Origin of the sequence: Rhizobium jaguaris (assembly GCF_003627755.1) — a bacterium.
Taxonomy (GTDB): Bacteria; Pseudomonadota; Alphaproteobacteria; order Rhizobiales; family Rhizobiaceae; genus Rhizobium; species Rhizobium jaguaris.
In genome coordinates this window covers 177,946-191,077 of the sequence record NZ_CP032695.1, presented here as the reverse complement: position 1 = coordinate 191,077, position 13,132 = coordinate 177,946, and the positions used below count along the sequence as shown (strand labels likewise).

General features: G+C 61.8%; 10 protein-coding genes. All 10 read right to left on the bottom strand.

What is annotated here, in order from left to right; all coding sequences use genetic code 11:
* Positions 1–7: 7 nt before the first annotated feature.
* The 10 genes from CCGE525_RS22965 to CCGE525_RS22920 all read right to left on the bottom strand — a co-directional run bounded on the left by CCGE525_RS22965 (position 8) and on the right by CCGE525_RS22920 (position 12,929).
* Positions 8–1,663: a thiamine pyrophosphate-requiring protein gene (locus CCGE525_RS22965; RefSeq protein ID WP_245472268.1), complete on the bottom strand. Its 1,656-nt coding sequence runs from the start codon at positions 1,661–1,663 to the stop codon at positions 8–10.
* A gap of 40 nt (positions 1,664–1,703) precedes the next feature.
* Positions 1,704–2,645, bottom strand: coding sequence for an allantoinase PuuE (locus tag CCGE525_RS22960; RefSeq protein ID WP_120706686.1), 942 nt, complete (start codon positions 2,643–2,645; stop codon positions 1,704–1,706).
* The gene (locus tag CCGE525_RS22955; protein WP_120708583.1) at positions 2,645–3,688 is read right to left on the bottom strand and encodes an NAD-dependent epimerase/dehydratase family protein; all 1,044 of its coding nucleotides are present in this window, start codon (positions 3,686–3,688) and stop codon (positions 2,645–2,647) included. Before CCGE525_RS22955 ends, CCGE525_RS22960 begins: the two co-directional genes overlap by 1 nt.
* A 36-nt stretch (positions 3,689–3,724) precedes the next feature.
* On the bottom strand, positions 3,725–4,498 hold the full coding sequence (locus CCGE525_RS22950) for an SDR family NAD(P)-dependent oxidoreductase (protein ID WP_120706685.1): 774 nt from the start codon (positions 4,496–4,498) through the stop codon (positions 3,725–3,727).
* Positions 4,495–5,928 carry a dihydropyrimidinase gene (hydA, locus tag CCGE525_RS22945; protein ID WP_120706684.1) on the bottom strand — a complete coding sequence of 478 codons (1,434 nt, stop codon included), beginning with the start codon at positions 5,926–5,928 and terminating at the stop codon, positions 4,495–4,497. Before hydA ends, CCGE525_RS22950 begins: the two co-directional genes overlap by 4 nt.
* Positions 5,925–7,196, bottom strand: coding sequence for an MFS transporter (locus CCGE525_RS22940; protein ID WP_120706683.1), 1,272 nt, complete (start codon positions 7,194–7,196; stop codon positions 5,925–5,927). The genes hydA and CCGE525_RS22940 overlap by 4 nt, the downstream gene beginning before the upstream one ends.
* Before the next feature lie 2 nt (positions 7,197–7,198).
* The gene (locus CCGE525_RS22935) at positions 7,199–9,289 is read right to left on the bottom strand and encodes a dipeptide ABC transporter ATP-binding protein (RefSeq protein WP_120708582.1); all 2,091 of its coding nucleotides are present in this window, start codon (positions 9,287–9,289) and stop codon (positions 7,199–7,201) included.
* Positions 9,286–10,161 carry an ABC transporter permease gene (locus tag CCGE525_RS22930; protein WP_120706682.1) on the bottom strand — a complete coding sequence of 292 codons (876 nt, stop codon included), beginning with the start codon at positions 10,159–10,161 and terminating at the stop codon, positions 9,286–9,288. Before CCGE525_RS22930 ends, CCGE525_RS22935 begins: the two co-directional genes overlap by 4 nt.
* Before the next feature lie 3 nt (positions 10,162–10,164).
* Entirely contained in the window at positions 10,165–11,178 is a 1,014-nt protein-coding gene (locus CCGE525_RS22925; RefSeq protein WP_120706681.1) for an ABC transporter permease, read from the bottom strand.
* A 77-nt stretch (positions 11,179–11,255) separates the two neighbouring features.
* On the bottom strand, positions 11,256–12,929 hold the full coding sequence (locus CCGE525_RS22920; protein WP_120708581.1) for an ABC transporter substrate-binding protein: 1,674 nt from the start codon (positions 12,927–12,929) through the stop codon (positions 11,256–11,258).
* Between the last annotated feature and the right edge of the window lie 203 nt (positions 12,930–13,132).

Genomic DNA, 13,132 nt, shown 5'->3' with positions numbered 1-13,132 from the left:
CGCGCCGTCAGCAAAGCCCCGGCAGGCGCGGCTCTTCATGCGTCACGACCTCGACCAGAGCCGCCTGCCCCTGACCCACTTTCTCCAGGGCGCGAAGCAGCGCCGGGCGCAGATCGGCGGGAGAGATTACGCATTCACCATGGCCGCCAAGCGCCTCGGCGATCGGCGCATAGCCGCCCGACATGCGGTTGGCACCATATTTCTTTGTCGCGATCGGCATGCTCGCGGCATATCCGCCGAGCACGTTGTTGCGCATTACGACAGTTAGGATCGGCAGATTGCAGCGGATCGCCGTTTCGAAATCGATGCCGACCATGCCGAAGGCCGCCTCGCCCATCAGGTTGACGACGGTCGCCTCCGGCCGCGCCAACTTGGCGCCAAGCGCAAAACCAAGCCCGCTGCCGAGCTGGGTCGTCTTGCCCCAGCCGACATAGCTGCCCGGTACGGTTGCCTCATAGAAAGGGCTGAACTGGTCGCGCGGATTGCCGGCATCGTGGGTTACGATAGTCTTGGCCGGATCGACGGCGCGCATGATTTCCCAGACGACGTGATAGGGCGAGATCGGCTCGCTGTCGGCGGTCAGGAACGGCATCCAGCGTTTCATGAAGGCGGCGCGTATACCGCGGATCTCTTCGGCAATATCGCCGCGATCGGGGATGGCCAGCCGCTCGCTTTTGACATGGGCGATCATTTGCCTCAATGCAGAGCGGGCGTCGCTGACGACCCCCTGTACGATCGGATAATCCTTGCCGAGGTCACCCTCGTCGATGGTGACCTGCAGTAACACCTTGTCCTTGGCGATCGGCAGGATGTAGTGCGAGCGGGTGAGGCTCGTGCCAAGCGCCAGCACGACGTCGGCCTTGTCCATGAAATGATCGACCGTTGCCGGCCGCGCCCTGCCAGCCGTGCCAAGCGCCAACGAATGGTTTTCCGGAAAGCCGCTCTTGCCGTTCGGTGTCGTCATGACGGGGATGCGCAGCAGCTCTGCGAACTCAACCAGTTCTTGCGAAGCCGAGGCGGCAAGTACGCCCTGGCCCGCAAAAACCACCGGATTCTTTGCGGCGAACAGGGTTGCGACTAGTTCGGCAATCTCGGCCGCATCCGCTTGTGGCACGCTGCGACGAGGCCTTTGATAGATGTCGTGGGACGGATCGAGCTTTTCCGCCAATAGATCGACCGGTAATTCGAGAAGTACGGGCGCCGGACGACCATTGCGAAGACGGGTGATTGCCGAATGCATCAGCTTCGGCAAATGCTCGACGCGGGTCACTGCCTCGCACCATTTCGTGATGTGACGAAAATTGCGGCTCGCCTCGAAATTCGGCGCCACCGCCTCCGAGCCGCGCGGATAACCGGTCGGCAAGAAAAGGATCGGCGCGCGATCATTGAAAGCCTGCGCAATGCCGCCGAAAGCGCTCTCCGCGCCGGGACCATATTGCACAGTGACCACGGCGAGTTCTCTCCCCGCCGTCGTACGGGCATAGCCCTCGGCGATATTGACAGCCACACGCGGCGTCCGGGTTATGACCGGCGGAATGTTGAGATGAGCCGACGCATCGAACAGCTCGCTGTTCGGGAAGCCGATGATCTGCTTCACGCCTTCCTGTTTCAGGATCGAGGCGACGACCTCAGCACCGTTCATGTCTTTCCTCAAATCGCTCATTGTTTCCTCGGGCTTCGCCAGCGACGCTGCCTCTGTCCCATCACGCATGGCGGCCAAATGTTTCATGGTTTTCGAGCCAGTAGCGGGCAATATCCTCGCGGTGCATGAAGGCGGCGCCGGGGGTTTTCTGGACATGCTCAATGACGTCACGCAGGCCGGAAGCCCGGTTCGGCTGGCCCATCCAGCGGGCGTGTACGCCGATCGTCAGCATCCGCCCGCCGGTCTCGTCGGCCTCGCTGAGCAGGTAATCGATGGCGGAGCGGCAATCTTCGGCGAAATCGCGCGGATTGCTGTAGCCCGGCGCTATCAGATAGCGGCTGTCGTTCAGCGTCTTCGAATAGGGCACGACGAGCATGCGCGTGCCGTCATGGTCCATGAAATAAGGAAGATCGTCGTTGCAGGGGTCGGAGTAGTAGAGAAACCCGCCCTCCTTTGCGATCAGGTCGCGCGTATTGACGCTCGGGAAGGAACGGCAATTCCAGCCCATCGGGCGGCGGCCAGTCAGCTTTTTATAGAGCGCGATCGCCTCATGCAGCTCCCGTTCCTCGTCTTCGCGCGCGACAGTCGAGTATTCGCTCCAGCGCAGGCCGTGGCCCAGCAGGTCGTGGCCGCGGGCATTCATCCACTCAGTGACGGCGGGGTTCTTTTCCAGTGCCACGGCGCAAGCCGAGACCGTGATCGGGATGTTGTAGCGGTCAAAGAGGCGAGCCAACCGCCAGACGCCGGCGCGGCTGCCATATTCGAAGTGAGTCTCGGTGCCGAGATCTCGCACTAAAGGGCTATTGGGGATGTTGTATTCGCCCCAATTGTCGTTGCGGGCATCTTCCAGCCAGGAATATTCCGAGCCTTCCTCATAGTTGAGAACTAGATTGATCGCGACCTTGACGTCGCCGGGCCAGTTCATGAAGGGCGGCTTGGGGCCGTAGCCGATAAAGTCGCGCGGCTGGCGTTCCGTGTTTTCTATTTTGATGGTCTCGGACATTATTTCCCCTCCTTTGCCGCCGCAGCCTCGTTGGCGACAATCCAGTCCATGTAGTCGTGGAAGGCCTCCCTGCCGGAGCGCGGACGCCAGTCGGTATCGCGCTCGATGCGGGCAAGATCGTATTCTCCCCACATGCCGTCTTTCAGCGTCGCGTCCTGGATGACGTTGGCGGTTTCGTGAGGGCTGACTTCGACCTTCAGATCAGGCATCCGCTCCCGCGCCCATTCGACGATATCGCCCGTCGTCGACGTGCGGCCGCTGCCGATATTGTAGTGGCGATAGCGAAGGCGCGGTGCCGAGATCAGCGCGATGACGGCCTTTGCAACATCGCCGGAATGCACGTAATCGCCGATCGATTCCAGGCTGTTGGGCCGGATCACGTCGCCTGAAAGCGCCATATGAGCGACACGGTTCGGGACATGGCGGAAGTTTCGGCTTTCGGTCGCCCTATCCATCGGGCCATAGACGGAGGCAAGGCGGACACTCAGAGCAGAAATGCCGAAGAGATCCGCATAGCGGTTGACGACCATTTCGGAGGCGAATTTCGAGATGCCGTAGAGCGTCAGCGGCGCGACATAGCCATCTTCCGGCAAAGGCTCGCCCGCCCAGTCCGGGCCATGGTGGCGATAGACGGAGCCCGAGCTGACATAGAGGAAACGCTTGACCGACGGCTTCTTGCGCGCCCATTCGAGCATCCGCACCGTACCCATCAGATTGACGTCGACAATCCGCGCCGGGTCCTCGGCCTCGGGCTGGCGCTTCGCCTCGGCGGCGCTGCCGCGTGAAATCGGCGTGATGGTCGCGCCATGAACGATCGCCGTGATGCCGTGAGCGTCGAGCGCATCGGACCATTGCGAGGGATCGCAGATATCACCGGTAATGACCGTCAGCCGATCGCGAACCGGAGCGAAATATTGCTCGGCCATGGCGTCGAGGCCGGAGCGATCGAGAATAACGGCGCGGGCAGCGGGATCGCGGTCGAGCCATTCCCGCGCCACCACACTCATCACGAAACCAGTACCGCCGGTGACAAGAAGGGTCATTTTGAAATCCATTCCAGTTGCGTGTGAAAGAAAACCTCAGCGAGCCGCATAGCCGCCATCCACGAGAAGGTCGGTGCCGGTAACGAAGGAACCGTCGGACGAAAGGAGAAAGGCGGCCGACGCTGCAATCTCTTCCGGCTGCGCAATCCGGTTGAGCAGATGCGCCGCACCGAGGCCTTTGTCGGCGGCCTCGAGATCGGGCCAGCGCTGCAAGAGCCGCGGCGTGGCGACGGCCCCTGGCGACAGGCTGTTGACACGAATGCCCTCGGCTGCATGGTCAATCGCCATCGCCTTGGCTAGATGAACGAGACCGGCCTTGGCCGCACAATAGGCGACTGCCTTGCCCGTCGCGACATGCGCGAACTGAGAAGCTATCAGCACGACAGAGCCACCGCCATTTGCCGTCATCAATGGAATCGCAAACTTGCCCGCCAGAAACGCGCCGGTCAGGCTGACGTCGATTTCGAGACGCCATTGCTCCTCGCTGAGATCGACGACCGTGCCGTCAAGCGATGGCGCTGCCGCGTTGTGCACCAGCCCGTCCAGCCGCCCGAAACGGCCACGAACTGTTTCGACCGCCCGCTCCATCGAGCGCTGATCCCTCACGTCGCAGCGAACGGCAATGGCGCGAGGGCCGAAACTGTCGGCGAGGTTACCAACCGCGTCCTCCGACTGATCGGCACAGACGACATAACCGCCCTCGTCAACGCAGCGGCGCGCAATCGCTGCGCCTATGCCGCTGGCGGCACCCGTAATCATGATCACCTTGCCGTCGAGCCGCGCTGTCATGGGATTTCCGGTCGCGGTCATGATGCAAGTATCCGCGAAAGGCCCTGCTGCGGCGGGAACGGCCGCTGCCGGGCGATGAACCGGCCGCGACCGGCTACAGACAGCACCTCGCCGTCATTCCACACCAATTCGCCGCGCGAGATGGTCATGACCGGCCAGCCACGGATCGTCTGCCCCTCATAGGGCGTGTGGTCCGTTGCGTGATGCAGCATGTCATTGTTGATCGTCACGACCCGATCCGGATCCCATATCGCGATGTCAGCATCCGATCCGACGGCAATGAGCCCTTTGCGCGGATAGAGGCCGAAGAGCCGCGCGGGGGCGGCAGACGTCAGATCGACGAATTTCTGCAGCGACATGCGACCACCGTTGACGCCGGCCGAAAAGAGCAGAGCGAGCCGCGTCTCAATGCCGGGAATGCCGTTCGGGATACGATTGAACGGCGTATCCGGACCGCCGGCGATCTTGTCGGCATAGTTCCAGGGCGAATGGTCGGACGAGAAGACCTCGAGCGTGCCGTCCAGAATGCCGCGCCAGATATCCGGCTGGTTCGACTTGTCGCGCGGGGGCGGCGTGCAGACGCATTTCGAGCCGGAGAGATCGTGGGTATCGATATCCTCGGCCGAGAGGAAGAGATATTGCGGGCATGTCTCGGCATAGATCGGCAGCCCGCGCGCCTTGGCGCGACGGATCTCCTCGACGGCACCACCGGCAGCGACGTGGCTCACCAGGATCGGCGTCTCGATCAGTTCCGACAGGCTGATGGCGCGGAAGGTCGCCTCGCGGTCGCCGATCTCGGAATGGGCCTTTTCGTGATAACGCAGTTGCGTCTTGCGGGCGGCGATGAACTTCTCGGTGAGCCAGCGGATGCAAGCATCGTTCTCGGCATGCACCATCACCATCGCGCCATGGGATCGGGCGAGATCGAGGACATTCAGCACCTCATAGTCGTCGAGCTTGAGGCCGTCATAGGTCAGGTAGATTTTCATCGAGGTGCAACCCTCGGCGATCAGTGACGGAATTTCGTCGCGAAGCACTTCCGGCGACGGATCGCCGACAATCAGATGAATGCCGTAATCGATATGTGCCTTCGGCCGCGCCCGCTCGTGATAATCCTCGACGATACCGCGCAGGGACTGGCCGCGCATCTGCATTGCAAAGGGGATGACGGTCGTCGTGCCGCCACAGAGCGCCGACAGTGTGCCCGTGTTGAAGTTGTCGGCGGTCGCTTTTCCTTCCCAGGGTTGCTGGTCCATGTGGCAATGGCTGTCGACACCGCCCGGCAAGACCAGGCGCCCCGCGGCGGAGATCTCCTGGCGTCCGTCCGGCAGGTCGGCACCGAGTGCGACAATCACGCCGCCGCAAACGCCTACATCGATGTCGCGGGTCTCCTCGGGAAGCACGACGCGGCCTCCGCGGATGACGAGGTCGAAGCGAGAATCCTTGGTCATTCATTGGCTCCGGAAACGAGGCAGTCTGACGAAATGCTCAAGTCGGAATGGACTGCCTTGCGGCGAAGATTGAAGCAGGCGCCGACGGCAACGAGTGCCGCGCCGCTCCCGAGCATGATGAAGAGTGCGTAAGGCGCTACATGCGCCATGAGACCGGCGGCAACGCCTGGTGTCATGACATTGCCGATCGAATAGAGCAGCAGAAGACCGCCCGATGCCGAGACCATGTGGCGGCTGTCGATCTGCGAGTTGGCAAAGGCGATGCCAACGGGATAGATCGTCAACGCCGTGGCGCCATAGAGGAAGAACAGCACGAAAAGCAGCGGTACGAAGTGGCTTCCGAGAGTGATGATCGAGACGCAGAATATGGCTGCCAGTATGCCCTGCACCAGCAGCATCCAGCGACGGTCCAGCCGATCGGAGAGCCAGCCCACAGGCGTCTGCGCCAGCATGCCACCCATACTGAATGCCGTTACGAGCCCGATCGTCGTTGCGGCCGGAAGGTCGATCTTCGCGCCGTAGAGCGGCGTCAACGCGAAGACATTCATGTTGGTCATGCCAGCCTGGAAGACCGCAATGATAGTGACGGGCGCGAGAACGGCAAGCTTCCACAGGCCATAGCGCTGATCGGCGGATGAAACACCGGCCTGTAGCGGGCGGATATCGCGCACTGGAAGAGACGGCCAGGGGCGGCCGACGAACCGGCAATAGAGGACGCCGACCGTCACGGTCATTGCCGCGATCAGGAAGAGATGGGGGGAATGCGGGCCTGCCGCCTCGACCATGAGCTGGCCGAAGAGAACGGCGAGCGAGGTCATCATCATGTAGAGTGAGAAATAGGAGCCGCGATTACGCTCGTCCGCATAGAGATTGATCCAGCTTTCCGAGACGACGAATATCACCGCCATCGCAAAGCCGTTCAGAAGTCGCAGCACGAGCCAGACCGGCGCCGCGGATGTCGCCATATAGCCAAAGCCCGCGAAGGCTGCAAGGAAACCGACGGCCAGGAACGTGCCCCGATGGCCGAAGCGCGAGACGAGAAAGCGCGCGGCGAGGCAGCCTGCGAGGAAGCCGACGGGGAAACCGGTCAGAAGCAACTGCACCGTGCCAGGATCCACATCCGGCTCGCTAAGGCGCAGCGATACCGATGTGGTCAACAGGCTGTTGCCCGTGCCGATCACGCAAATGGCGACCATAACCGGGACAAGTGCACGAAATCGCGCTGCCCGCTCCCAGAAACTCGCGCCCATGGATGCTTCGCCGCTCATCGCTATCCCCTTGTTGGCGCGGCATAGACCGGCAATTCGCCCCGCAGCCGGCCTTCCTCGATATGGCAGGCGATCTCGTGGGTGTCAGACATTTGCCGGATCGGCGGAGCGACGCTGTCGCAGATCGTGCCGACCTTGCGATGGCAGCGCGTCGCGAAGCGACAGCCCGCGGGGACATTGACGGGGCTCGGCGTTTCGCCGGTCAGCCGGATCCGTTCACGCGGCTCCTCGTCGGGGTTCGGGCTGCGGATCGCCGAAATCAGCGCTTCGGTATAGGGATGGGTGCCGGCGCCGAAGACCTCTTCGACCGTGCCTTTTTCCATCACCTTGCCGAGATACATGACGACGACCTTGTCGGCGACGTGCCGGACGAGCGCTAGGTCATGGCTGATGAACAGCATCGTCGTATGCTTCTCACGCTGGATGTCGAGAAGCAGGGTCACGACTGCGGCCTGAACCGAGACGTCGAGCGCCGAGACCGGTTCGTCGGCAACGATCAGCGAGGGATCGGCGGCAAAGGCGCGGGCAATCGCGATGCGCTGCTTCTGGCCGCCGGAGAGCTGGCTCGGCTTGCGATCGGCAACCGTGGGCGATAGCCGCACCATTTCCAGAAGCTCCCGGACCCGCTGTTCGATTGCGGCCCTGCCCTTGCGGACGCCGAATTTCTTGATCGAGCGACGGATCGAAAACGCGGCCGAGTGGGACGGATTCAGCGTGCTGTCCGGATTCTGAAAGATCATCTGGATGGACTGCAATAAGTGACGCGGTCTTTCGCGCGCCTGAAGCTCGGCGATGTTCTCGCCGGCCATGCGGATCGATCCTGATGTCGCGCTATCGAGGCCGGTTGCGATGCGCGCCAGCGTCGACTTCCCGCAACCGGATTCGCCGACCAGAGCGACGATCTCGGCCTTGCGTGCGCCGAAAGAGACCGCCTCGTTGGCCTTGACCGTCTTCTGGGCGCTGATCCGGTAGAGCTTCGTGACGTCGGAAAGGTCGATCGCCTCTTCCTGCTGAACCATGGTGGAGAGCGTCGGCGGCAGTTTTGCGCGCGGCCGTTCCATCTCCTGCCAGCGGGCGCAGCGGACGAGATGATCGGCTCCGGCCGTCGTCAGGTCGAGATCAGGACGGTCGCAGAGACCCGCGGTGAAGCCCGAGCAGCGCGGCGCGAAGAAACAGCCTTCCGGCCGCTCCTGCGGCAACGGAATATGGCCGGGAATTGCGGCCAGCGCGCGGCTATGCTTATCGCTGCCGATATCTGGAATGCAATCGATCAGCCCCTGTGTATAGGGATGGCGCGGCGTGCGGAAGAGATCGCCGGTCGTCCCCTCCTCCACCATCTCGCCGGAATACATGATGCCGACGCGGTCGCAGGTTTCTGCGATCAAGCCGAGATTGTGGGAGATGAATAGCAGGCTCGTGGAATAGCGGCGGCGCAGCTCGCCGATCAGGTCGATGACAGCCGCTTCGACCGTCACGTCGAGGCCCGTCGTCGGTTCGTCGAGCAATAGCAGCGAAGGCCGCGCCAGAAGCGCCATGGCAATAACGACGCGTTGCTGCTGGCCGCCCGACAGCTGATGCGGATAGCGCTTCAACATGTCGCCGGCATCAGGCAAGCGCACATCGTCGAGCATGGCGGCCGCCATCTCCATGGCCTCCTTCTTCGTCGATCCGAGATGCAGCAGAGGCACTTCCGCAAGCTGCGATCCGATCGTCTTGACCGGATTGAGCGCACTCATCGGATCCTGGTAGACCATGGCGATGCGCCGGCCCCGGATCGAGCGCAGCTCCTTTTCTCTGGCGCCGACGAGCTCCCTGCCATCGAAGCGGATGCTGCCGTCGGCGATCACGCCGGTATTGCCGAGATAACCCATGATCGCCATGGCTGTCGTGCTCTTGCCGCAGCCGGACTCGCCGACGAGGCCGTAGCTCTCGCCCGGCCCGACGCTGAAAGAGAGGTTCGGCACTGCGACCACGGTCTCGCTCTTGCCGCGGAACTCGATCCTGAGATCCCTGATGTCGAGCAGCGGTTCGAGATCAGACTTTGGAGCGTCGGACATGTCGGCCCCTTGCAGGTTGGATACGGACAGGTTCATGGCTTCCATGCCTCACGCATGCCATCGGCCAGCAGATTGAAACCGAGAACGAGACTGACGAGCGCAGCGGATGGAATGAGCGACATCAGGGGCCAGACGTTGAGCACGGTGACGCTCTCCTTGACCATGCCGCCCCAATCGGGGTTCGGCGGCGGCAGGCCAAGGCCGAGGAAACCGAGAATGCCGATGGTGATGATGGTATACCCGATGCGCAGGCAGGCATCGACGATCAGCAGGCTGCGGCAATTGGGCAGGAGCTCGACGAGCATGATGTAGATCGTGCTCTCCGCCCGGAGTTTCGCGGCGGCTATATATTCCTGCTCTTTGAGGCCGAGAATGAGGCCACGGGTGATGCGGCCGATGCCCGGTGACGACGCGATTGTCGTTGCGAGCACGATGTTGAGTACGGACGGCCCGATATTGGCGATCAGGATCACATAGATCACGAGAACGGGAAAGGCGAGCACGATGTCGGAGAAGCGACTGATCAGCGTGTCGATCCAGCCGCCGTAATAGCCCGCGACCATGCCCATGGCGATGCCAACGATCATGGCGACAGCAACCGAGAGCGGCGCAACGAAAAGCACGGTGCGTGCGCCGAAGATCAGGCGGGAGAGAACGTCTCGGCTTAGGATATCGGTGCCGAGCCAATGGGTTGCGGATGGAAAGGGATTGCCCATCGCCATCACGTCCGAATCCGTCGGGGACGGTAGCGGCAGGATCGGCGCGAGAACGGCCGCGGCCACCCAGAAGACGACCAGGAACAGGCCGACGATGGCCGTCTTGGAATGAAAGATCCGCATCCAGTTCGGCCGCGCCGCCCGCTTGACCGCAGTGACCTTGATCCCGGCGATATTGTCTTGGAGTGCCATGGTTTACCTCACCCGGATACGTGGATCGAGCAGCATGTAACCCAGGTCGCCGAGCAACTGCGTAACGACGGCGACGGCAACCGTGATGAGCGTCGCAGCTTCCAGCGTGGCGATATCGCCGAAGAGGCTGGCGTCCAGGATCAGGCGACCGAAGCCCGGATAGGCAAAGACGAGCTCAGTGACGACCACGCCGCTGATCAGAAAGTTGATCTGCAGGAGGAGCACGGTGAAAGGTGCGATCATGGCGTTGCGCAGCGCATGGCCGAGAACCATGCGACGGGTACTCATGCCCTTCAGGACGGCAGTGCGGATGTATGGCCGCTCCATGACGCCGATCATCGAGACGCGGATCATCCGGGCGACGTAACCGAAATCGTAGATCACGAGCACAGCGACCGGCAGCACGAACTGATAGGGCACCGCCCATCCGCCGTCGCTGTTGAGCGGGCTCGTCCCCGGCAAGATCGGCCAGAGAATGACGAAGAGTGTGACCAGGAAAACGCCCGACGCAAATTCGGGAATGGAGGTGAAAGTGATGCAGATGACCGACAGCGTTCGGTCAAGCACCCCGCCCTCCTTCAACCCCGACAAGATACCGAAGATGATCGACAGTGGCACGATCAGGAGAAAGGCGAGGCCGGCGAGGATCGCCGTATTGCCAAGCCTGTTCCAGATCACGTCGTTGACAGGCAGCTTGTTCAGCGTCGAATAGCCGAAATTGCCAAAGTACTGCGCGCCGCGCGGATCCTTGAAATTGAGCCCGGTGCTCGGATCCTGCAGCGGATCGGGAATGGCGCCGACGAGCACGCCGAGCCAGCGACCGTAACGCACGAGCAGCGGATCATTGGCCTTCAGCTTTTCAGTCAGGATATCGACCTGCTGCTGCGTGGCGAAGGGGCCGAGCGATTTGCGCGCCACGCTGCCGGGGGTGAATTCGCAGACGGCAAAGACCAGGAATGATGCGCACAGCATGGTGAGCAGCATCATGATCAGTCGTTTCAGAAGGAATTTCGACATTGCACTATCAGTCCGATGTTCTCACGCGTCGGCATGAGACCGCCCGGACAAGCCCGGGCGATCCTGGCGCCGCTTGATCAGGCGGAGATCGCGTATTGATGCGCGAAGATGTACTGCGAAGGATGGAGCTCGAAACCCTTGACCTTCTTGTCCATTACGGTCGAGAAGACGCGCCAGAACGGCTGAACGATCGGCCCGTCATCCTGCATGATCAACTCGATTTTCTCGATGACCTTGCTGCGCTCCTTGGGGTCAAGGATGCCCTCGGCCCGGGTCAGGAGCTGGTCGAATTCCGGATTGGCATAGTGGGACTCGTTCCAGGCGGCATTCGACCGATAGGCGAGCGACAGCGTCATGATGGCGAGCGGGCGATGGCCCCAGGCCGTCAGGCTGAAGGGCGCCGACGTCCAGACCTCCCAATATTGCGCGCTCGGCAGCGACTTGATGTTGATCTTGACGCCGATGTCCTTGAACTGCTCGGCCAGAACTTGGGCCGTGTTCAGCTCCCAGATCGGATCCGGGCGCGTGACCATGTCAAATTCGAAGCCGTTGGGATAGCCGGCATCGGCCAGCAGCTTCTTGGCCTTCTCGATATCGCGGGGATATTTCGGAAGGGTCGCGTATTCAGGATGCGACGGCGCGACGTGGTGATCTTCCGCCGGCGTGCCGGCGCCAAGCAGCGACGTCTGGATGACCTTCTCGCGATCGATCGCAAAGCGCATTGCCTGGCGGACGCGCCTGTCCTTGAACTGCTCGACATCGGGGTGCATGCGGGCGACGACAGTCTGCGTCGTCTCGACCTTGAAGACCGCCACATGCGGGAAATTCTTCATCGAGCTGATCTGGACTGCATCGGCCTCCGACAGTCCGTCGACCTGCTTGGAGGCCATGGCCGCAATGCCCGCGCCTGGATTGTCACCGAGATCGACGAACTCGAATGTCGAAAGATAGGGACCGGTGCCCCAATAGTCGGTGCGCGCCTTATACTTGGCGCCCTTGCCGATCGTGTATTCCGTCATCTCGAACGGGCCCGTACCGTTTGCATCGGGGCCGAAGGAGCCGTTGTCGGCCGGATCCAGAATGAACATCGGATAGTGGTAAAGATGTTCGGGAACGGCGATCTGCGGTGCGTAGCAATTGAGGCGAACCGTGTAGTCGTCGACCTTCTCGATCGCGTTGTCGGACCAGAGCTTGCTCGACTTCTTCGGATTGCCCTTCTCGTCCTTCTCGCCCCCGTCATATTCCTGGACGAGATAGCCGGTGAAGAGGCCGAGAACCGACGAGCCGACCTTCGGGTCGCTAACGCGCTTCAGGTTCCAGACGACGTCGTCCGCCGTCAACGTCTTGCCGCCCTTGCGCCACTTGACGCCCTTGCGGACATGCAGCGTCCAGGTCTTCAGGTCGTCGCTGACATCCCATTTTTCGAGGAGGTAGGGATGGGTGATGTTGTTGCGGTCGGTGAAGGTCAAATACTCGCAGACCTGACGGATGACGTTCGACTTTTCGGCGAAGTCGGCCAGATGCGGGTCCTTGATTTCCATGCAGCGCATACCGATGCGCAGATTACCGCCCTTTGGCATGTCGTCGGCCTTGGCCGAGTTGAACGGCTGAGCGACGCCCGCCAGCGAATAGGCGGCGGCCGCCGAGAGGCCGAGAAGCGTCGACTTACGCAGGAAGTCCCTGCGGTTGATGCTGCCGTCCGAAAGCTCTTTGATAAGCGTCGGAATATAGGAATGCTGATTCTTGTCCAAGATGATGGTCTCCGAGTTCGTGCAAACTGTTCCCGTTGTCGCGAGGCGTAGCTGGTTTTCCGCCGCCTCGACCTGCGCGGATCTGATGTCCGTTTTCGCCGTCGAGACAAAATCTAGAGCCAATATTAATGTGACAGAATGCATTCATCCGACACGGAATATGCGTCACACGACATATTGCTGCATTGCACCAATAGCGGTCC

Bases quoted from the DNA above. Each gene is read 5' to 3' on its own strand.
- CCGE525_RS22955 (WP_120708583.1), bottom strand. From the start codon at position 3,688: ATGACCCTTCTTGTCACCGGCGGTACTGGTTTCGTGATGAGTGTGGTG.
- CCGE525_RS22950 (WP_120706685.1), bottom strand. From the start codon at position 4,498: ATGACCGCGACCGGAAATCCCATGACAGCGCGGCTCGACGGCAAGGTG.
- CCGE525_RS22935 (WP_120708582.1), bottom strand. From the start codon at position 9,289: ATGAACCTGTCCGTATCCAACCTGCAAGGGGCCGACATGTCCGACGCT.
- CCGE525_RS22960 (WP_120706686.1), bottom strand. From the start codon at position 2,645: ATGTCCGAGACCATCAAAATAGAAAACACGGAACGCCAGCCGCGCGAC.
- CCGE525_RS22930 (WP_120706682.1), bottom strand. From the start codon at position 10,161: ATGGCACTCCAAGACAATATCGCCGGGATCAAGGTCACTGCGGTCAAG.
- hydA (WP_120706684.1), bottom strand. From the start codon at position 5,928: ATGACCAAGGATTCTCGCTTCGACCTCGTCATCCGCGGAGGCCGCGTC.
- CCGE525_RS22965 (WP_245472268.1), bottom strand. From the start codon at position 1,663: ATGAGCGATTTGAGGAAAGACATGAACGGTGCTGAGGTCGTCGCCTCG.
- CCGE525_RS22940 (WP_120706683.1), bottom strand. From the start codon at position 7,196: ATGAGCGGCGAAGCATCCATGGGCGCGAGTTTCTGGGAGCGGGCAGCG.
- CCGE525_RS22925 (WP_120706681.1), bottom strand. From the start codon at position 11,178: ATGTCGAAATTCCTTCTGAAACGACTGATCATGATGCTGCTCACCATG.